The organism is Pseudomonas helvetica, assembly GCF_039908645.1.
Classification (GTDB): Bacteria; Pseudomonadota; Gammaproteobacteria; order Pseudomonadales; family Pseudomonadaceae; genus Aquipseudomonas; species Aquipseudomonas helvetica.
Genome location: NZ_CP150917.1, coordinates 5,053,177 through 5,072,653 on the forward strand (window position 1 = coordinate 5,053,177; position 19,477 = coordinate 5,072,653).

Below are 19,477 nucleotides of genomic sequence, written 5' to 3' on the forward strand. Positions count from 1 at the left end.
ACGATTTCAGCCGGTTCAGGAGGTCGTCGCGGCACTGCTTGCCGAGCTGACTTGCGGAGCCGGTTTATCGGTGGGTGCAACGCGCTCAAGATGAACGTTGACCCGGCGATTCCTGGCCCGATTGGCGGTGTTGGTGTTAGGGGCCAACGGATAGCGTTCGCCGTGAAAACGCATCGTGATCTGTGATTCCTGAATGCCATTGGCCTTGAAGAAGTCCATCACCGCCAACGCCCTGCGCCGAGACAGATCACGGTTGGTCAGGCGATTGCCGCTGTTATCGGAATGGCCGTCGAGTTCGATGTGATTGACCGTCGGGTCGGCCTTCATGAAGTTCAGCATAACCTGCAGCTTGGCCTTGGCCTGCGCGTCCAGATCGATACCACCGCCCGGAAAACCAACCTCAGCCTGCTTAACCTGCTCGTAATTCATCGGCAGCAACTTGGCGACACACGCCTGATAATCGGCGTAGGCCTTGCTGAAGCTGACCGGTAACAAACGGACTTCCGACACACCGCCATCGCGCGAATAATGGCGAATCAGCGGACTGCGACCGTCCATCAAACCGCCGATAAGGCGTCCGGCCTGGAGTTGCGAGCTGTTGAACAGCACATCACCGCTGCCAACCTTGACCGCCCCCAGATTGATATCGCCGCGCCCCGGCTGCCAAGGAGCAGCGGCGGCCAGCAACGTCGCCGAGCCGCCGCTGATCATCGGGTTGTAGGCCTTCAGACGAAAGGTGGCCTGCTCGCCTGCGCGCCGCACGAACTCGCCCGAACCGAAATCGGTAATCGGCTGGCTCAGGCGACATTCGAACTTGTCGCCTTCGACCGTCCACTCGATGCTCTCCAGACGCGTCTGGAAAGTGAGCGCCATCGCAGGAAGGCTGGCAAACACGCTGAGCAAGGCTAAATAACGCTGGCGCACGGGAGGCTCCACTGGCTTCTACAACAAAAAGACCGATACATATAATTACGGCATACCTTTGTCATATCGGAAGCTTGCTGCAAAACTTGATAGCGAGTGCCTGGATGAGTCTTTTCCGGTAGCATTCCCTTGAGTTTGACCCGCCTGGAATCCCCAATGTCCGACCGCCTGACCCTGCTGCGTCCCGACGACTGGCATATTCATCTTCGCGATGGTGCTGTGTTGCCCAATACTGTCGCGGATGTCGCGCGCACCTTTGGTCGCGCGATCATCATGCCTAACCTGGTACCACCGGTGCGTAACGCCGCTGAAGCCGACGCCTATCGCCAGCGCATTCTCGCTGCGCGCCCGGCCGGCAGCCGTTTCGAACCGCTGATGGTGCTCTACCTGACCGACCGGACTACACCCGATGAAATTCGCGAGGCCAAGGCCAGCGGTTTCGTTCACGCCGCCAAGCTGTATCCGGCTGGCGCGACCACCAACTCGGACTCCGGTGTTACCAGCATCGACAAGATCTTCCCCGCGATCGAGGCCATGGCCGAGGTCGGGATGCCCTTGTTGATTCACGGTGAAATCACCCGCGGCGACGTCGATGTCTTCGACCGCGAAAAAATCTTCATCGACGAGCACATGCGTCGGGTCGTGGAGCGTTTCCCAACGCTCAAAGTGGTGTTCGAACACATCACCACCAGCGATGCCGTGCAGTTCGTCAACGAGGCTTCGGCCAACGTTGGCGCGACCATCACCGCTCACCACCTGCTGTATAACCGCAACCACATGCTGGTGGGCGGGATTCGTCCGCACTTCTATTGCTTGCCGATTCTCAAGCGCAATACGCATCAGGTCGCCCTGCTTGACGCCGCTACCAGCGGCAGCGAGAAGTTCTTCCTGGGCACGGACTCGGCTCCGCATGCCCAACACGCCAAAGAAGCCGCGTGTGGCTGTGCCGGTTGCTACACCGCTTATGCCGCGATCGAGATGTACGCCGAAGCCTTTGAACAGCGCAATGCGCTGGACAAGCTCGAAGCCTTCGCCAGCCTCAACGGCCCGCGCTTCTACGGCCTGCCGGCGAACACCGACCGCATTACCCTGGTCCGCGAAGAATGGACCGCCCCAACCAGCCTGCCGTTCGGCGAGCTGACTGTCATCCCGCTGCGCGCCGGTGAAAAACTGCGCTGGCGCCTGCTGGAGGAACACGCGTGAGTGAAGACCATTTCGACGACGAACAGGAAAGTTCAGGCGGAGGTGGTTCACGTCACCCGATGGCAGCCAGGTTCCGTGGATACTTGCCCGTTGTCGTCGACGTTGAAACCGGTGGTTTCAACTGTGCCACTGACGCCTTGCTGGAAATTGCCGCCACGACCATCAGCATGGACGAAAAAGGTTTTGTGTACCCCGATCACACCTATTTCTTCCGTGTAGAACCGTTCGAAGGCGCCAACATCGAAGCCGCGGCGCTGGAGTTCACCGGGATCAAGCTCGATCACCCACTGCGCATGGCCGTGAGTGAAGAAGCGGCACTGACCGACATCTTCCGTGGCATACGCAAAGCGCTGAAAGCCAACGGCTGCAAACGGGCGATCCTGGTCGGCCATAACAGCAGCTTTGACCTGGGCTTCCTCAATGCCGCCGTTGCGCGCCTGGACATGAAGCGCAATCCGTTTCACCCGTTCTCCAGCTTCGACACCGCGACACTGGCCGGTCTGGCGTATGGTCAAACGGTCCTGGCCAAGGCGTGCCAGGCTGCCGATATCGACTTCGACGGTCGCGAGGCCCACTCGGCTCGCTACGACACCGAGAAGACTGCCGAGCTGTTCTGCGGCATCGTCAATCGCTGGAAACAAATGGGCGGCTGGGAAGATTTCAACGACTGATTCAGTCGCAGGATTTATCCCGCCCATAAAAAAACCGGCCTCAGCGGCCGGTTTTTTTATGCCTGACGCGTGGCTTACAGCTTGCCAGCGTTCTCGGTCAGGTAAGCCGCAACGCCTTCTGGCGAAGCAGTCATGCCCTTGTCGCCTTTTTTCCAGTTGGCCGGGCAAACTTCGCCGTGCTCTTCGTGGAATTGCAGGGCGTCGACCAGGCGAATCAGCTCTTCCATGTTACGGCCCAGTGGCAGGTCGTTGACGATCTGCGAGCGAACAACACCTTTGTCGTCGATCAGGAATGCGCCACGGAAAGCCACGCCGCCTTCGGACTCAACGTCGTAGGCCTTGGCGATGTCGTGCTTCATGTCAGCAGCCATGATGTACTGAACCTGACCGATGCCGCCGGCATTGATCGGGGTGTTGCGCCAGGCGTTGTGAGTGAAGTGCGAGTCGATCGAAACAGCGATCACTTCAACGTTGCGAGCCTTGAAGTCAGCCATGCGGTGGTCCAGAGCGATCAGCTCGGACGGGCAGACGAAGGTGAAGTCCAGTGGGTAGAAGAACACCAGGCCGTATTTGCCTTTGATGGCCGAGGACAGAGTGAAGCTGTCAACGATTTCGCCATTGCCGAGTACGGCCGGTACGGTGAAGTCAGGGGCTTGTTTGCCTACGAGTACGCTCATTGGATATCTCCTGGTGTGGTGGCGTGAAGAACGGCATCGAACCAGTCTGTCGCCAATAAACGACAGGTTCATGACTCGAGTGCCCTTCGCAAAGACCGCACATCATACACCGCGTTTTTCGCCTGTCCTTAGCGCTTTTTACAACGACATCAAAAACCTCGGCGCAGGCTTGATGACACTGTCCCGGGCGCATTATGCCGTTCGTCAGGCTGTCGCTGTTCTGGCGCAAAGCGTGCCGAAACCACTTTGACAATCATTCTCGTTAACATTAAGATCCATCGCAACCGAGCCATAACCCACGACGGTTCTCAATTTATGTATGTCTGCCTTTGCACTGGTGTCACCGACGGAAAAATCCGCGATGCGATCTATGAAGGTTGCTGCAGCTACCGCGAGGTACGCCAAGCTACCGGCGTTGCCGGCCAATGTGGAAAATGCGCCTGCCTTGCCAAACAAGTGGTGCGCGAAACCCTGGCCGAGTTGCAATTAAGCCAGGCGGCGATCCCCTACCCTGTAGAATTTTCGGCAGCGTAAATAGAACATTTGAAAGAACCGGACTTAGCGTCCGGTTTTTTTATGCCTGTAATTCAATCGCTTAGCGCTAGGATGCGGAACACAAACATTCTTATTCCGATTAATTTTCATATAGTATTCAATAACTTAGGTTTGACACTAACAACTGCCCGGCTCAAACTTCGCCGCTTAATAGGGTAATTAAAGGGCAGGACCCCACATGAAAGGCGACATCACGGTTATCCAGCACCTCAACAAGATTCTTGGCAATGAGCTGGTCGCAATCAATCAGTATTTCCTGCATGCGCGCATGTATGAAGATTGGGGCCTGAACAAGCTCGGCAAGCACGAGTACCACGAATCCATCGACGAGATGAAACACGCGGACAAGCTGATCAAGCGCATCCTGTTCCTCGAAGGCCTGCCAAACGTCCAGGACCTGGGCAAGCTGCACATCGGCGAGCACACCAAGGAAATGCTTGAGTGCGACCTGAGCATCGAGCGTACCGGCCATGCCGACCTCAAAGTGGCTATCGCTCATTGCGAAACCGTCGGGGACTTCGGCAGCCGTGAACTGCTCGAAGATATTCTCGAATCCGAAGAAGAACATATCGACTGGCTGGAAACTCAACTGAGCCTGATCGATAAAGTCGGTCTTGAGAACTATCTGCAATCGCAGATGGGCGACGAATAACTTCTACAGCGCTAATCTCGACTCAATAAAAAGCCCCGCCCTCTTACGAGAGGCGGGGCTTTTTATTACCAGCAGGAGCGGCCGGACGGCCGCTTCTGCCTATAAATCAGGCTTCGGTCTTGCCAGCAGCAGCTTTGGCCGCAGCGTCTTTGATCAGGGCCTGCAACGAACCGTCAGCGGCCATTTCAGTCATGATGTCGCTACCACCGACCAGCTCACCAGCAACCCACAATTGCGGGAAGGTTGGCCAGTTGGCGTACTTTGGCAGGTTGGCACGGATTTCCGGGTTCTGCAGGATGTCCACGTAAGCGAACTTCTCACCACAGCCCATGACGGCCTGAGCGGCTTTCGCGGAGAAGCCACACTGTGGGGCATTCGGCGAGCCTTTCATGTAAAGCAGAATGGTGTTGTTAGCAATCTGCTCTTTAATAGTTTCGATGATATCCATGAAGCACCTCGGCTGAACTTTCCGACTCAGTTGTCGGCACGGTGACGCATTGTAACGGAAAGCCGAGCGCCATGCTCGGTCTCCCCGACAGACACTTACGCTGCCGCGACGGTCACCGGTACACCATTAAGCGCCGCGTTTCCTGACAACTCATCGAGCTGGCGCTCATCGGTCAGGTCATTGGCGCTGGAGCCTGGTTGGCCCATGGCAATGGTCATCTGCACGCCCGGCCGGGCATGGCCCCAACCGTGCGGCAGGCTGACCACGCCTTTCATCATCTCGACACTGCTCAGCACTTCGACTTCGATCACCCCGACCCGTGAACTGACCCGCACCCGTTGCCCATCGCTGAGCCCGCGACTGGAAAGATCGTCCGGGTGCATCAGCAACTGATGACGCGGTTTACCTTTCACCAGACGGTGGTAGTTATGCATCCACGAGTTATTGCTGCGCACATGGCGGCGGCCGATCATCAATAGCTCATCGGCAACCGGTGCCTGCAATGCGGAAAATCGTGCAAGATCAGCCAGGATCGCCGGTGGCGCCGCCTGCACGCGCTGGTTGGCGGTTTTCAGACGTGGCGCCAGGTTTGCCTGAAGAGCGCCCAGATCGACCCCGTGAGGATGATCGAACAAGGTCGCCACCGACAGTTTGTGCGGCGACGCATCACCATAGCGCCCGGCTCGCAAACCGAGGTCGATCATCTTCGCCGGGGGCATCGTCGGCTTCAGCTCTTTGCCGGTTTTCGCCGCAAAGGCCTGGGCCAGGCCGACGAAAATCTCCCAATCGTGCAGCGCACCGTCGGGCTTGGGCAGGATTGCCCGGTTGAAACGGCTGACGTTGCGCACCGCGAACATATTGAACGTGGTGTCGTAGTGATCGTTTTCCAGCGCCGAGGTCGACGGCAGAATCAAGTCGGCATAACGCGTGGTCTCGTTGATATACAGGTCGATGCTGAGCATGAATTCCAGCCCGTCCAGCGCCTGCTCCAGTTGTCGACCATTGGGTGTAGACAACACCGGGTTACCGGCCACGGTAATCAACGCCCGCACCTGCCCTTCACCTTCAGTGAGCATCTCTTCGGCCAGAGCCGACACCGGCAACTCACCGGCGTATTCCGGACGGCCAGACACGCGGCTTTGCCAGCGATTGAAATGCCCGCCCGAGGTCGACGCCACCAGGTCAACCGCAGGCTCGGTGCACAGCGCGCCGCCGACCCGATCCAGGTTGCCGGTAACCAGATTTAGCAGTTGCACCAGCCAATGACACAAGGTGCCGAACGCCTGGGTCGAAACGCCCATACGGCCATAACACACGGCAGTTTTCGCGCTGGCGAAGTCTCGCGCCAACTGACGAATCTGCTCGGCCGGCACGGCGCACAGCGGGCTCATGGCCTCGGCACTAAAGGATGCGACGGCCTGACGAACCTCCTCCAGCCCGTCTACCGGCAAATGACTGTCGCGGCTCAAGCCTTCGGCGAACACGGTATTGAGCAACCCGAATAACAGCGCCGCATCACCGCCTGGACGGACAAATATATGTTGATCGGCAATCGCTGCCGTTTCGCTGCGACGCGGATCGACCACCACCACTTTGCCGCCCCGGGCCCGAATCGCCTTCAAGCGCTTTTCGACATCCGGCACGGTCATGATGCTGCCGTTGGAGGCCAGCGGATTGCCGCCCAGGATCAGCATGAAATCGGTGTGATCGATGTCAGGAATCGGCAACAGCAAACCATGGCCGTACATCAAATGGCTGGTGAGATGCTGAGGTAACTGATCGACCGAGGTTGCAGAGAAACGGTTGCGGGTTTTCAGCAAGCCAAGGAAGTAATTGCTGTGGGTCATCAACCCATAGTTGTGCACGCTGGGATTGCCCTGATAAACCGCGACGGCGTTCTGGCCATGGCGCTCCTGAATCGCCGACAGGCGTTCGGCCACCAGTGCAAATGCCTCGTCCCAGGCGATCGCTTGCCACTCGCTGCCGACCCGCAGCATCGGCTGTCGCAGGCGGTCGGGATCGTTCTGGATATCTTGCAGCGCCACGGCCTTGGGGCAGATATGACCGCGACTGAAGCTGTCCTGCGGATCACCCTTGATCGAGGTGATTTGCACGCCAGCGTCTTCGGTTGCAGTGGTTTCGATGGTCAAGCCGCAAATGGCTTCACACAGGTGGCAGGCACGGTGATGAAGAGTCTTGGTCATGGCCATTCTCTGTTTTATTCGAGACAACCGGCATCCGGTTGCGGGAACAAAACTATGGGCTGTGACCGAGCGCTGCGCCAGCGACGTTCGTCTTGTGAATCGAGGCCCATCAGGCCCGCCGATATTAGCCTTGGGGAAGCCTGGAGGGCGCTTGAAGCTGGATTTCTTGGATGGTTTCGATCTGTTCCTGGGCAATGTGCACGCCCGTGAGTTCGCCAATCAGGCGCCAGTGCTCGTCGAGCCCGGCGCTGACGGTGGCCATGCGGTCGATCATCCGTCGACCTGCAGCCTTGGTCACCTCATCCTCGCTGCGCATCAACTCAAAGGACATTGAGGTCATGGAAGCGGTCAGGTGAGTCAGGGTGCGTGCCGTGAGGCCCAGCAGCTCTAACAATTGCTGTTCTTTCGATTCCATTCCATAGGCTTCCTCTGTCACTCGTGACTTAGTTATAACCCAGCACTTTGCATTAGCAAATGTTTCAAGCGGAGGCAGGCTGGATCCTGCCTGCAACTACCCTGTCCGACAGGTCAGAAACCGACCGAGACCGTACTTTGCCCGCCCCGCTTGATTGCCAAGGCGCGCGAGGGCAGTGTACAAAGGGGTTGCTACTGTCAGGAAACAGGCTTCAAAAGCGCTACTGCGGTTATCCCGCAGGCTCTCTTAAATCCCCTAAAAACCGTAGCCCTATTGGTAAGACGCGACATTTAATTATAAGATCGCGCCTTCCCCTATTTCGTCGCCTCGTGCGGCTTACGCCGCAGGTCTCGCCCGTTTTTCAGTTAAACAAGGCTTTGAGTATCTGCGGTCTGTTGCAAAAAGGTAGTCAATGATGAGCGCAAGGCACTTTCTCTCCCTGATGGATTGCACGCCCGAAGAGCTGGTCAGCGTGATCCGTCGAGGCATTGAGCTCAAAGACCTGCGTAACCGCGGCGTACTGTTCGAGCCGTTGAAAAATCGCGTACTCGGGATGATCTTCGAGAAATCCTCGACGCGCACCCGGCTGTCGTTTGAAGCCGGCATGATCCAGCTGGGCGGCCAGGCGATTTTCCTGTCACCCCGTGACACCCAACTGGGTCGCGGCGAACCGATCGGCGACTGCGCCATCGTCATGTCGCGCATGCTCGACGCGGTGATGATCCGTACCTTCGCCCACAGCACCCTGACCGAATTCGCCGCCAACTCGCGCGTGCCCGTCATCAACGGCCTGTCCGATGACCTGCACCCGTGCCAGTTGCTGGCCGACATGCAGACCTTTCTTGAGCATCGCGGCTCGATCCAGGGCAAGACCGTGGCCTGGATCGGCGACGGCAACAACATGTGCAACAGCTATATAGAAGCCGCCATCCAGTTCGACTTCCAGTTGCGCATCGCCTGCCCTGAAGGCTATGAGCCAAACCCTGAGTTCGTGGCCAAGGCCGGTGATCGGGTGACTATCGTCCGCGATCCTCGGGAAGCGGTACGCGGCGCTCATCTGGTCAGCACCGACGTCTGGACCTCCATGGGCCAGGAAGAGGAAACCGCCAAGCGCCTCAAGCTGTTCGCACCGTTCCAGGTTAATCGTGCCCTGCTCGATCTGGCCGCCGCGGATGTATTGTTCATGCACTGCCTGCCCGCGCACCGAGGTGAAGAAATCAGCCTCGATCTGCTCGACGACCCGCGTTCGGTTGCCTGGGATCAGGCCGAGAACCGTCTGCATGCGCAAAAAGCCCTGCTCGAGTTTCTCGTTCCGCCTTCATATCACCACGCATGAGTCATTCATTACTGCTGAACCTGCGTAATCTGGCCTGCGGCTATCAAGACCAGCGGGTCGTCCAGAACCTCAACCTGCACCTCAATGCCGGTGACATCGGTTGCCTGCTCGGCTCGTCCGGCTGCGGCAAGACCACCACTCTGCGGGCGATTGCAGGCTTTGAACCGATTCACGAAGGGGAAATCCAGCTGGCCGGTGAAACCATCTCCAGCGCCGGTTTCACCCTCGCGCCGGAAAAACGCCGAATCGGCATGGTGTTCCAGGACTATGCGCTGTTCCCGCACCTGAGCGTGGCCGAGAACATCGCCTTTGGCATTCGCAAGCATCCACAGAAGGATCGGGTCACCGAAGAGATGCTTGAACTGGTCAACCTGAAGCACCTCGGCAAGCGCTTCCCGCACGAACTTTCCGGCGGCCAGCAACAGCGCGTGGCACTGGCCCGGGCGTTGGCACCGGAGCCGCAACTGCTGTTGCTCGACGAACCGTTCTCCAACCTCGATGGCGAATTACGCCGCAAGCTCAGCCATGAAGTCCGGGACATCCTCAAGGCTCGCGGCACCAGTGCGATTCTGGTGACTCACGACCAGGAAGAAGCCTTTGCCGTCAGCGATCAGGTTGGCGTGTTCAAGGAGGGTCGACTGGAGCAGTGGGACACGCCTTACAACCTCTACCACGAACCGCAAACACCGTTTGTGGCGAGCTTTATCGGTCAGGGTTATTTCATTCGCGGTCAGTTGCAGACCCCGGAATCGGTGCAGACCGAACTGGGTGTGCTGCGCGGTAATCGCGCGTACACCTGGCCTGCCGGTGGCGCCGTGGATGTGTTGCTGCGCCCCGACGATATCGTTTACGCGCCCGACAGCCCACTGAAGGCACGGATCGTTGGCAAGACCTTTCTGGGTGCGTCGACGTTGTATCGCTTGCAGCTACCGACCGGCAGCCAACTGGAATCGATCTTTCCGAGCCATGCCGACCATCTGGTCGGCGCCGATGTCGGCATTCGCGTGGCCGCCGAACACCTGGTGCTGTTCCAGGCCTCAGGCAGCACGGCAGCGCACATTCCGGCGGTAGAGTCCGGGGTTCGTCGGTACAGCGCTGCGCATTGAACAATACGGACTAATGTGGAAGCGGCTTTTGTGGGAGCCGGGCTTGCCCGCGATGCAGGCGACTCGGTTTAGTGCCGAAACGAGTTGATGCCATCGCAGGCAAGCCAGCTCCCACAAAAGCCGGCCCGCACTCACACACTGATTGATGAGTTAACCCATCATCAACGTCCCGCTGGCCACCAGCGTCGCGTTACCCCCGATCTTCACCCGATCCCCTTCCAGGCGGCAAAACAACGCCCCGCCCCGCGCCGAACACTGATACGCCGTCAGGCTCGATTTATCCAAACGCTGCGCCCAGTACGGAATCAGACTGCAATGAGTCGAGCCGGTGACCGGGTCTTCGTTGATACCGATGGCCGGTGCGAAGTACCGCGAGACGAAATCATGCCGCGAACCCGGCGCAGTCACGATCGCGCCGGGCCAAGGCAGCTTCGCCAGCGCGGCCATGTCCGGCTGGCAATCGAGCACCGCCTGCTCCGACTCCAGCACCACGAACAATTCGTTGGAACCCAGCACATCAATTGCCTGCACGCCCAGCGCCCGCTGCACCTCGAGGGTCACGCCGACTTCGCGCAGTTCAATCGCCGGAAAGTCCAGCCACAGCCGCTCGCCTTCCCGACGCACACTCAAGGGGCCGGACTTACTGATGAAGTCCAGGCGCTCGACCGGTTCTTTATAGACCTCGAACAACACATAAGCACTGGCCAGCGTCGCATGGCCGCACAACGGTACTTCGGTGGTCGGCGTGAACCAGCGGATACGCCAGCCTTGCGCCTCACGCACCACAAACGCAGTTTCGGCAAGGTTGTGTTCAGCGGCTATTTTTTGCATCAGCTCATCAGCGAGCCAGGCGTCGAGCCGATAGACCATTGCCGGATTGCCACTGAACGGTTGGTCACTGAACGCGTCGACCTGATGAAACGCTAGCTGCATGAGTGTTCTCCTTCTTGTTAGGGCCTGTACGAAAACTCGCCGAACGGCGATCAGGCAAGGCAAAAACAGGCGAGGAAGCGGAGTTTAGGCCCCTAAATGAGCATTCCGAGCCTGTTTTTAACGCAGCCTGGTCGACGTGCAGGCAGTTTTCGTACAGGGCCTAGGCGAAGGCGAGCATGCAACGGCCATTACCCGGCTACCAGAGACAGAACCTGCCGATTTTCACCATACAGCGCGGTGGTCAGGCCCGGCCGATATCGGCGAATTTGGCTTGGGTGTGCTCGGCCAGCACCGTCGCTGCCAACTCGACCTCAAGGCCACGCCGGCCAGCGCTGACGTAAATACTCGCGAAAGGCTGCGCACTGTTATCGATGAACGTGCGCAAACGCTTCTTCTGCCCTAACGGGCTGATGCCCCCCAGCAAGTAACCGGTGGCCCGTTGCGCGGCGGCGGGATCAGCCATTTCGACTTTCTTCACCCCGGCGGCATGCGCCAGCGCTTTCAAGTCCAGACTTCCGACGACCGGTACGACGGCCACCAGCAACTCCCCCTTCTCACTCGCGGCCAACAGCGTTTTGAACACTTGCGCCGGATCCAGCCCGAGCTTTTCCGCTGCCTCCAGACCGTAGGACGCAGCCTTCGGATCATGTTCATAACTGTGCACGCGATGTTCGGCACGAACTTTTTTCAACAGATCCAATGCGGGGGTCATGGCAGCTCCAAGCCTGGCGATAGCAGAAAAATACTGCGCTGGATTCTAGGCCATCACCGAGCAAAAGGCTCTATTACCGGCCCCTACCCGCTCAGGAATAAGCAAACGCAGGACAAAATCCAGCCATCTCCCGAGCCCATCCAAATGATCATTCAGCTGACCAATAGTTTAAATATGACCGATGGTTCACTTTCGACCTTTGACATCAGCATTTCTTGTCTATATTTTTTCGAATCTGAATAATGCATAAACGTTTCTGCGTAGTACCCGGCAGTAGGCCGAGACCAGGATGGGGATCCTGCCTCGGTGAAAATCGCGCCCTGACCATTTCGAGAAGAGCGCCCAACAACAACAAAAACGAGGTTTTCAATGACAACTGCATCGCAACAACCATCGCTCTCGAGCCAATGCATGGCCGAGTTCCTGGGTACTGCCTTATTGATTTTTTTTGGTACTGGCTGTGTTGCCGCGCTCAAAGTCGCGGGTGCCAGCTTTGGACTTTGGGAAATCAGCATCATCTGGGGGATCGGCGTCAGCATGGCGATCTACCTGACCGCAGGTGTTTCCGGCGCTCACCTGAACCCGGCCGTCAGCATCGCGCTGTGCATATTCGCTGATTTCGAGAAGCGTAAACTGCCGCTCTACATCTTCTCCCAGGTCGCTGGTGCCTTCTGCGCAGCGTTGTTGGTTTACACGCTTTACAGCAACCTGTTCTTCGATTTCGAACAAACTCACCAGATGGTTCGTGGCACACAAGCCAGCCTCGAACTGGCCTCGGTGTTCTCCACGTTCCCGAACCCTGCCCTGTCGACAACCCAGGCGTTTCTGGTGGAGGTGATCATCACCGCGATCCTGATGGGCGTGATCATGTCCCTGACCGACGACAACAATGGCCTGCCTAAAGGCCCGTTGGCGCCACTGTTGATCGGCTTGCTGATCGCCGTTATTGGTAGCTCGATGGGCCCGCTGACCGGTTTTGCGATGAACCCCGCGCGAGACTTCGGTCCTAAGCTGATGACTTTCTTCGCTGGCTGGGGTGAAATTTCCTTCACTGGCGGCCGTGATATTCCGTACTTCCTGATTCCGATTTTTGCACCGATCCTGGGTGCCTGCCTCGGCGCTGCGGCCTATCGCGGGCTGATTGCCCGCCATCTACCGATCGCCATACCTGCTACAAAGGATGCAGAACCCGCCATTGACGGCAAAGCACGAATCTCCTGAAAACGGCGGCGCGCGATCCTGCCCACCATTGATCACGCGCCCCAACCCACTCCTTTATTTCGTCCAAGGCAATCGACATGACCGACATTCAGAATAAGAACTACATCATTGCCCTCGATCAGGGTACGACCAGCTCCCGGGCGATCATTTTCGACCGTGACGCCAACGTGGTCTGCACTGCGCAACGTGAATTCGCCCAGCATTACCCGCAGGCCGGCTGGGTCGAACACGACCCGATGGAAATCTTCGCCACCCAAAGCGCCGTGATGGTCGAAGCCCTGGCGCAAGCCGGCCTGCATCACGATCAGGTAGCGGCCATCGGCATCACCAACCAGCGTGAAACCACTGTGGTCTGGGACAAGACCACTGGCCGGCCGATCTACAACGCAATCGTCTGGCAGTGCCGCCGCAGCACCGAAATCTGCCAGCAACTCAAGCGCGACGGCTTTGAGCAGTACATCAGCGAAACCACTGGCCTGGTCACCGACCCGTACTTCTCCGGCACCAAACTCAAGTGGATCCTCGACAACGTCGAAGGCAGCCGCGAACGCGCACGCAAAGGCGAGCTGCTGTTCGGCACCGTCGACAGCTGGCTGATCTGGAAATTTACCGGCGGCAAGACCCACGTCACCGACTACACCAACGCCTCGCGCACCATGCTCTTCAACATCCACACCCTGGAGTGGGACGCGAAGATGCTCGAAGTGCTGGACATCCCGCGTGAGATGCTCCCGGAGGTCAAGTCGTCATCGGAAATCTATGGCCACACCAAAAGCGGCATCGCCATCGGCGGTATTGCCGGTGACCAACAGGCCGCGCTATTCGGCCAGATGTGCGTTGAACCGGGCCAGGCAAAAAACACCTACGGCACCGGCTGCTTCCTGCTGATGAACACCGGCGACAAAGCGGTTAAATCCCGGCACGGCATGCTCACCACCATCGCCTGCGGCCCACGCGGCGAAGTGGCCTACGCACTGGAAGGCGCGGTGTTCAACGGCGGCTCCACCGTTCAGTGGCTGCGCGACGAGCTGAAGATCATCAACGACGCTCACGACACCGAATACTTCGCCAACAAGGTCAAGGACAGCAACGGCGTGTACCTGGTACCCGCCTTCACCGGCCTCGGCGCCCCGTACTGGGACCCGTATGCCCGTGGCGCACTGTTCGGCCTGACTCGCGGCGTACGCGTCGATCACATCATTCGTGCCGCACTGGAGTCGATTGCCTACCAGACCCGCGACGTACTCGACGCCATGCAACACGACTCCGGCGAACGACTCAAAGCTCTGCGCGTAGACGGCGGTGCGGTCGCCAACAACTTCCTGATGCAATTCCAGGCGGACATCCTCGGCACCAAGGTCGAGCGCCCGCAAATGCGTGAAACCACTGCACTGGGCGCCGCCTACCTGGCCGGCCTGGCCTGCGGCTTCTGGGGCAGCCTGGACGAACTGCGCGGCAAGGCAGTGATCGAGCGCGAGTTCGACCCGCAACTGGACGAAACGGCAAAGGAAAAACTCTACGCCGGCTGGAAAAAAGCCGTCAGCCGCACCCGCGACTGGGAACCGCACGAAGGCGCTGAATAAGCCAAGTAGCGGATTCGTATCGGTATGTAACTGGTAGGGAGGTGATTCGTACGGCATCATGGGCAAATTTTGCACGGCAGCCCAAAGGAAGCCCTATGAATCTGCCTCCCCGTCAGCAGCAAATCCTCGAACTGGTTCGCGAACGCGGCTACGTCAGCATCGAGGAAATGGCTCAGCTATTTGTTGTTACACCACAGACCATCCGCCGCGACATCAATCAATTGGCGGAAGTGAATTTGCTGCGTCGCTATCATGGCGGCGCCGCTTACGATTCAAGTGTCGAAAACACCGCCTACGCCATGCGCGCCGATCAGATGCGCGATGAGAAACAGCGCATCGCCGAAGCTATCGCCGCACAAATCCCCGATCACGCCTCGCTGTTCATCAATATCGGTACCACCACCGAATCCATTGCCCGGGCGCTGCTCAATCACAACTATCTCAAGGTGATCACCAATAACCTGCACGTCGCCTCGATCCTCAGCGCCAAGGATGACTTCGAAGTCCTGCTGGCCGGTGGCAACGTGCGCCGTGATGGCGGCGTAGTCGGTCAGGCCTGCGTCGACTTCATCAACCAGTTCAAGGTCGACTTTGCGCTGGTCGGCATCAGTGGTATCGATGAAGACGGCAGCCTGCTCGACTTTGACTACCAGGAAGTACGGGTCTCCCAGGCGATCATCGCCAACGCCCGGCAAGTCCTGCTGGCAGCAGACTCCAGCAAGTTCGGCCGCAACGCCATGGTCCGCCTGGGACCGATCAGCCTGATCGACTGCCTGGTGACCGACCACGCGCCGGTTCCGGCATTGGCGCAACTGCTGAGCCAGCACAAGATTCGGCTGGAAGTCGTTTAAACCGCGGAACGCGGTTAAACGACTGTAGGAGCACGGCTTGCCAGCGATGGCCTACTCAAGAACGCCATCGCCGGTAAGCCGTGCCCCTACAATATCTGCGACCCACTCCCCATCGCATCTGCTTTCAATGTTCGAAAATTTTCCTTTCCCCTCTCTTCGATCAGAATTTTCAATCGAAGCCGACTGGTTGCGCCTGGATTTATGCGCTACTATTTTCGCAAATGAACATTAATGTTCGAATTCAAATATAGAAAGTACCCCGAGGCCAGCCGATGCCCACTTCAACCTTACCTATGCCCCCTCTTGCCGAGGTCTACGATATCGCCGTCATTGGTGGTGGGATAAACGGTGTGGGGATTGCAGCGGATGCCGCCGGTCGCGGTCTTTCGGTGTTCCTTTGCGAAAAGGACGATCTGGCCAGTCATACCTCGTCCGCCAGCAGCAAGCTGATCCACGGCGGCCTGCGCTACCTCGAGCACTACGAATTCCGCCTCGTGCGTGAGGCCTTGGCCGAGCGTGAAGTGCTGTTGGCCAAGGCCCCGCACATCGTCAAGCCAATGCGCTTCGTGTTGCCACACCGTCCGCACCTGCGCCCGGCGTGGATGATCCGTGCAGGCCTGTTCCTTTATGACCATCTTGGCAAGCGGGAAAAACTCGCCGGCTCCAAAAGCCTGAAGTTCGGGGCCGACAGTGCGCTGAAAAGCGAAATCACCAAAGGCTTCGAATACTCCGATTGCTGGGTCGACGACGCCCGTCTGGTGGTGCTCAATGCCATGGCTGCCCGCGAAAAAGGCGCCCACGTTCACACCCAGACCCGCTGTGTCAGCGCCCGTCGCAGCAAAGGCCTGTGGGAGTTGAACCTGGAACGCACCGATGGCCGCCTGTTCTCGATCCGCGCCAAGGCGCTGGTGAATGCTGCCGGTCCATGGGTCGCCAAGTTCATTCGTGATGACCTGAAGATGGAATCGCCTTACGGCATCCGCCTGATTCAGGGCAGCCACCTGATCGTGCCGAAGCTGTACGAAGGCGAACACGCGCATATCTTGCAGAACGAAGACCAACGCATCGTGTTCACCATTCCATACCTCAATCAATTCACCCTGATTGGTACCACGGACCGTGAGTACACCGGCGATCCAGCGAAAGTCGCCATCACCGAAGGCGAGACCGATTACCTGCTGAAAGTGGTCAACGCGCACTTCAAGAAACAAATCAGCCGCAGCGACATCCTGCACACCTATTCCGGCGTTCGTCCGCTGTGCAACGACGAATCCGACAATCCTTCGGCCGTGACCCGCGATTACACCCTGGCGCTGTCTGGCAGCGCAGAAGAAGCGCCGCTGCTGTCGGTGTTCGGTGGCAAACTGACCACCTACCGCAAACTGGCCGAGTCGGCCATGGCGCAGCTGGCACCGTACTTCAAGGGCATGAAGCCGAGCTGGACCGCGCAAGCGACCCTGCCGGGCGGCGAAGACATGACCACGCCACAGGCCTTGAGCGCGTTGATTCGCGACAAGTTCGACTGGTTGCCGACGGAAATCGCCCGACGCTGGGCCACCACCTATGGCAGCCGTACCTGGCGCCTGCTTGAAGGTGTACAGAGCCTGAAGGACATGGGCGAACACCTCGGTGGCGGTCTCTACACCCGCGAAGTCGATTACCTGTGCAGCGAAGAATGGGCCACCAGCGCTCACGACATTCTCTGGCGTCGCAGCAAACTGGGTTTGTTCACCACCCAGGCAGAGCAAGAGAACGTCCAGCTGTACCTGAACAAGCTCGAGCAGAACCGCAGCAAGATCGAAGCGGCCTGATCGGTAATCCGGCTCAACCAAAGCCCCTGAATCTCACGATTCAGGGGCTTTGGTTTAGAAGATCTTTCGACGCCATTACAAAATGTTCGAGTAATCCGCTTCGATCCGGTCCAGGCTCAGATGGTTGAGGAAGTTGGAGAAACACATCCAGGCCGACAAGGCGTTCATGTCACGGAACTGGTCCGGCAGGTACTTGGGTGGTTCCACCAGGCCCTCATCCACCAACTGACGCAGGGTGCGCATGTCTTCCAGGGTGGTCTTGCCGCAAAACAGCAAAGGGATCTGCTCAAGCTTGCCTTTACGCACGGCCAACTGAATGTAGTTGTAAACCATGATAAAGCCCTTGAGGTAGGACAAGTCCTTGGTGAATGGCAGACCAGTGGGTATCGAACCGCGGAAAACCCGACTGGCATTGCTATAGCTTTCAGCCATCTCGAAGCCTTGAGCGCGGAAGAACTCGAAGATCTGCAAGAAGTCCGCGCCCTCCTCGGCCATGTGAATCGCCCGGGTACGGTTGGTCAGTTTGCGCAAGCGACTCGGATAGGACGCAAAGGTGATGATTTCCATCAGGATCGCCAACCCCTCCTGGGTCACGGTCGACGACGGTGGACCTTTGGAAAGGAAAGTGCAGATCGGCTGATTCAGACCGTTAAGCGTGGTGCCGACATGCACCAGCCCTTCATGGACTTCCAGGGCGCGCACGTCACGTTCGTTGAACATCGCGTCAGCGCGGATCTTGATGTAGTCGGCACCAGCCGCCGCATCCGCGACAATACCGTCGGACTCGAACACCCGAATGGTTTCCTCGGCTTCGCCAAAGACCTTGTTCAAACGGGTTTGCAGCAAGTGCACGGCTTCCTTGGCGGTGAGGATCTTCGGTTCGTCCTTGAGGTCGCCCCGGCCATCGATGTTGTTCAGGTAGTCGGACATCATCAGGCCAAGGTCGGCCAGGGTCGGGTCACCGGCGTGGAACGCATCGGACGCCGCGCCGTAAAGCTCCTGGGAGATCAACCCGAAATCTTCGGTGCCACGTGCTTCGAGCATCCGCACCACCATGCGGTATTCCTTGCACATGCGACGCATGATCTGCCCGACCGGGTTGAACTGGCCGAGCTGACGGGTGATGTCGCGCTCGATGTTCTGGAATTCCAGCTTCACTTTGCTGGAGTCAAAGGACAGTGGCCGGTTGAGGTAGTAGTCGCGATCCACCGCCGGCATTTCCTTGCCTTTGGCCTTGAGGAAACCCTTGCGGATGTTGTCGTCCCACTTGACCGCATCGAGTACCCGAATCGGCGTCTGCGCCAGCACTATGCGATCGGACAACGTGCGTATCGTCTGCTGGTATTCGTCCACCCGGTGCTCCTGTTGATAACCGTTGCGTATCGCGTGTTTTGATCAGGCCGACGCCAGCACCAGGTGCATATATCGCGTCAGAATGCCGAGCATCTCTTGTTCGGCCTCGGGCTCTGCGTCGTTGAGCAGGCCCTGATATTCCATCCGGCCGATAATCGCCGTCAACACTTTGGCATCCTGCTGCGGCTCTCGCGAACCCAATACCTGGAAAAGCTGGCAAGTGCCCTGCAAGAGAATTTGCTGATGCGAGCGCACCAGCAGCGCCAGGCGCGGGTTGAGCAACGCTTCCTGGCGGAAGGCCTGCTCGGCCATCAGGTGCTCGCGGCGGTTGATCAATTGCCGGTGAACATAGTCCGCCATCAGCCGTGCGATGTCGTCAGCCAACTGTGAGCGGCACTCGGGGCTGCCGTCGCCGCTGATGACCATCTCGCGCAACAAGCCTTCGTTATTGGCCCACAACCTGGCCATGTAGGCGGCGCTACGTTCGACGTATTGAGCGAAGGTATCGGTGAGCAGGTCATCGATATCCTTGAAATAGTAAGTGGTCGCCGACAGCGGCACACCCGCTTCGGCGGCCACGGCGCGGTGACGTACCGCACGAACACCGTCGCGTACGACGATGCGCATCGCTGCATCGAGAATTTCCTGTCGACGCTGCTCGCTTCCCTGTCGGCTGGCTTTGCGTCCCTGATACTGAACGCTTTCAGCAACCGCAGTGGCGATGCCAGCTGCTCCTTCTTGAGCCAATGCACGATTCACGACAGATATTCCTCTCTAACGTCAAAAGTAACCAATTGATACGTTTGTACCAGACAGGCAATA

The 19,477-nt window shown here is 58.4% G+C and carries 19 protein-coding genes; 10 read left to right on the forward strand and 9 right to left on the reverse strand.

Translation table 11 applies throughout. The features are described from left to right. Window positions 1-15: 15 nt before the first annotated feature. A complete protein-coding gene (locus AABM55_RS23430; RefSeq protein ID WP_054593805.1) occupies window positions 16-924 on the reverse strand; it encodes an OmpA family protein in 909 nt (302 codons plus the stop codon). Between the two features lie 156 nt (window positions 925-1,080). Between AABM55_RS23430 and pyrC the strand changes: the two genes are divergently transcribed. Continuing rightward, the gene (gene pyrC / locus AABM55_RS23435; RefSeq protein ID WP_054593806.1) at window positions 1,081-2,127 is read left to right on the forward strand and encodes a dihydroorotase; all 1,047 of its coding nucleotides are present in this window, start codon (window positions 1,081-1,083) and stop codon (window positions 2,125-2,127) included. Then, a complete protein-coding gene (gene rnt / locus AABM55_RS23440; protein WP_054593807.1) occupies window positions 2,124-2,798 on the forward strand; it encodes a ribonuclease T in 675 nt (224 codons plus the stop codon). The genes pyrC and rnt overlap by 4 nt, the downstream gene beginning before the upstream one ends. A gap of 74 nt (window positions 2,799-2,872) precedes the next feature. On the opposite strand, the gene AABM55_RS23445 is transcribed toward rnt, so the two are convergent. Continuing rightward, on the reverse strand, window positions 2,873-3,475 hold the full coding sequence (locus tag AABM55_RS23445; protein WP_019693358.1) for a peroxiredoxin: 603 nt from the start codon (window positions 3,473-3,475) through the stop codon (window positions 2,873-2,875). A 315-nt stretch (window positions 3,476-3,790) separates the two neighbouring features. Between AABM55_RS23445 and AABM55_RS23450 the strand changes: the two genes are divergently transcribed. Both AABM55_RS23450 and bfr read left to right on the forward strand, forming a co-directional pair. Further along, the gene (locus tag AABM55_RS23450) at window positions 3,791-4,009 is read left to right on the forward strand and encodes a bacterioferritin-associated ferredoxin (RefSeq protein ID WP_019693359.1); all 219 of its coding nucleotides are present in this window, start codon (window positions 3,791-3,793) and stop codon (window positions 4,007-4,009) included. A 199-nt stretch (window positions 4,010-4,208) separates the two neighbouring features. Beyond that, a complete protein-coding gene (gene bfr / locus AABM55_RS23455) occupies window positions 4,209-4,682 on the forward strand; it encodes a bacterioferritin (RefSeq protein WP_054593808.1) in 474 nt (157 codons plus the stop codon). 106 nt (window positions 4,683-4,788) lie between these two features. Here the strand turns inward: bfr and grxD are convergent, their stop codons facing one another. The 3 genes from grxD to AABM55_RS23470 all read right to left on the reverse strand — a co-directional run bounded on the left by grxD (window position 4,789) and on the right by AABM55_RS23470 (window position 7,749). Further along, window positions 4,789-5,130 (reverse strand): Grx4 family monothiol glutaredoxin, encoded by a 342-nt coding sequence (grxD, locus tag AABM55_RS23460; protein WP_019693361.1) that lies wholly within the window; start codon window positions 5,128-5,130, stop codon window positions 4,789-4,791. 95 nt (window positions 5,131-5,225) lie between these two features. Further along, on the reverse strand, window positions 5,226-7,334 hold the full coding sequence (locus AABM55_RS23465) for a molybdopterin oxidoreductase family protein (RefSeq protein WP_347927893.1): 2,109 nt from the start codon (window positions 7,332-7,334) through the stop codon (window positions 5,226-5,228). 124 nt (window positions 7,335-7,458) lie between these two features. Then, entirely contained in the window at window positions 7,459-7,749 is a 291-nt protein-coding gene (locus AABM55_RS23470) for a hypothetical protein (protein WP_054593810.1), read from the reverse strand. Window positions 7,750-8,164: 415 nt separating this feature from the next. Between AABM55_RS23470 and argF the strand changes: the two genes are divergently transcribed. Further along, window positions 8,165-9,085 carry an ornithine carbamoyltransferase gene (gene argF, locus AABM55_RS23475; protein WP_054593811.1) on the forward strand — a complete coding sequence of 307 codons (921 nt, stop codon included), beginning with the start codon at window positions 8,165-8,167 and terminating at the stop codon, window positions 9,083-9,085. Continuing rightward, window positions 9,082-10,191: an ABC transporter ATP-binding protein gene (locus AABM55_RS23480; RefSeq protein WP_347927894.1), complete on the forward strand. Its 1,110-nt coding sequence runs from the start codon at window positions 9,082-9,084 to the stop codon at window positions 10,189-10,191. Before argF ends, AABM55_RS23480 begins: the two co-directional genes overlap by 4 nt. A gap of 150 nt (window positions 10,192-10,341) precedes the next feature. Here the strand turns inward: AABM55_RS23480 and AABM55_RS23485 are convergent, their stop codons facing one another. Continuing rightward, the gene (locus AABM55_RS23485) at window positions 10,342-11,124 is read right to left on the reverse strand and encodes a PhzF family phenazine biosynthesis protein (RefSeq protein WP_347927895.1); all 783 of its coding nucleotides are present in this window, start codon (window positions 11,122-11,124) and stop codon (window positions 10,342-10,344) included. Window positions 11,125-11,365: 241 nt separating this feature from the next. After that, entirely contained in the window at window positions 11,366-11,836 is a 471-nt protein-coding gene (ybaK, locus tag AABM55_RS23490) for a Cys-tRNA(Pro) deacylase (protein ID WP_054593814.1), read from the reverse strand. A gap of 369 nt (window positions 11,837-12,205) precedes the next feature. Here ybaK and AABM55_RS23495 point away from each other — a divergent pair, with 369 nt between their 5' ends. The 4 genes from AABM55_RS23495 (at window position 12,206) to glpD (ending at window position 17,302) form a co-directional block, all read left to right on the forward strand. After that, window positions 12,206-13,057 carry an MIP/aquaporin family protein gene (locus tag AABM55_RS23495; RefSeq protein ID WP_347927896.1) on the forward strand — a complete coding sequence of 284 codons (852 nt, stop codon included), beginning with the start codon at window positions 12,206-12,208 and terminating at the stop codon, window positions 13,055-13,057. Window positions 13,058-13,134: 77 nt separating this feature from the next. Then, entirely contained in the window at window positions 13,135-14,640 is a 1,506-nt protein-coding gene (glpK, locus tag AABM55_RS23500) for a glycerol kinase GlpK (protein WP_054593816.1), read from the forward strand. 95 nt (window positions 14,641-14,735) lie between these two features. Continuing rightward, window positions 14,736-15,491 (forward strand): DeoR/GlpR family transcriptional regulator, encoded by a 756-nt coding sequence (locus AABM55_RS23505; protein WP_347927897.1) that lies wholly within the window; start codon window positions 14,736-14,738, stop codon window positions 15,489-15,491. 272 nt (window positions 15,492-15,763) lie between these two features. After that, entirely contained in the window at window positions 15,764-17,302 is a 1,539-nt protein-coding gene (gene glpD / locus AABM55_RS23510) for a glycerol-3-phosphate dehydrogenase (RefSeq protein WP_347927898.1), read from the forward strand. A gap of 75 nt (window positions 17,303-17,377) precedes the next feature. Here glpD and AABM55_RS23515 read toward each other — a convergent pair whose 3' ends face one another. Both AABM55_RS23515 and AABM55_RS23520 read right to left on the reverse strand, forming a co-directional pair. Further along, window positions 17,378-18,655, reverse strand: a complete 1,278-nt coding sequence (locus AABM55_RS23515) for a flavohemoglobin expression-modulating QEGLA motif protein (RefSeq protein WP_054593819.1) — start codon at window positions 18,653-18,655, stop codon at window positions 17,378-17,380. Between the two features lie 42 nt (window positions 18,656-18,697). Then, the gene (locus AABM55_RS23520) at window positions 18,698-19,402 is read right to left on the reverse strand and encodes a TetR/AcrR family transcriptional regulator (RefSeq protein WP_054598170.1); all 705 of its coding nucleotides are present in this window, start codon (window positions 19,400-19,402) and stop codon (window positions 18,698-18,700) included. Window positions 19,403-19,477 lie beyond the last annotated feature (75 nt).

Excerpts from the sequence above, each read along its gene's own strand:
- pyrC (WP_054593806.1), top strand. The coding sequence starts at position 1,081 with ATGTCCGACCGCCTGACCCTGCTGCGTCCCGACGACTGGCATATTCAT.
- AABM55_RS23445 (WP_019693358.1), bottom strand. The coding sequence starts at position 3,475 with ATGAGCGTACTCGTAGGCAAACAAGCCCCTGACTTCACCGTACCGGCC.
- AABM55_RS23450 (WP_019693359.1), top strand. The coding sequence starts at position 3,791 with ATGTATGTCTGCCTTTGCACTGGTGTCACCGACGGAAAAATCCGCGAT.
- bfr (WP_054593808.1), top strand. The coding sequence starts at position 4,209 with ATGAAAGGCGACATCACGGTTATCCAGCACCTCAACAAGATTCTTGGC.
- grxD (WP_019693361.1), bottom strand. The coding sequence starts at position 5,130 with ATGGATATCATCGAAACTATTAAAGAGCAGATTGCTAACAACACCATT.
- AABM55_RS23465 (WP_347927893.1), bottom strand. The coding sequence starts at position 7,334 with ATGACCAAGACTCTTCATCACCGTGCCTGCCACCTGTGTGAAGCCATT.
- AABM55_RS23470 (WP_054593810.1), bottom strand. The coding sequence starts at position 7,749 with ATGGAATCGAAAGAACAGCAATTGTTAGAGCTGCTGGGCCTCACGGCA.
- argF (WP_054593811.1), top strand. The coding sequence starts at position 8,165 with ATGAGCGCAAGGCACTTTCTCTCCCTGATGGATTGCACGCCCGAAGAG.
- AABM55_RS23480 (WP_347927894.1), top strand. The coding sequence starts at position 9,082 with ATGAGTCATTCATTACTGCTGAACCTGCGTAATCTGGCCTGCGGCTAT.
- AABM55_RS23485 (WP_347927895.1), bottom strand. The coding sequence starts at position 11,124 with ATGCAGCTAGCGTTTCATCAGGTCGACGCGTTCAGTGACCAACCGTTC.
- ybaK (WP_054593814.1), bottom strand. The coding sequence starts at position 11,836 with ATGACCCCCGCATTGGATCTGTTGAAAAAAGTTCGTGCCGAACATCGC.
- AABM55_RS23495 (WP_347927896.1), top strand. The coding sequence starts at position 12,206 with ATGACAACTGCATCGCAACAACCATCGCTCTCGAGCCAATGCATGGCC.
- glpK (WP_054593816.1), top strand. The coding sequence starts at position 13,135 with ATGACCGACATTCAGAATAAGAACTACATCATTGCCCTCGATCAGGGT.
- AABM55_RS23505 (WP_347927897.1), top strand. The coding sequence starts at position 14,736 with ATGAATCTGCCTCCCCGTCAGCAGCAAATCCTCGAACTGGTTCGCGAA.
- glpD (WP_347927898.1), top strand. The coding sequence starts at position 15,764 with ATGCCCACTTCAACCTTACCTATGCCCCCTCTTGCCGAGGTCTACGAT.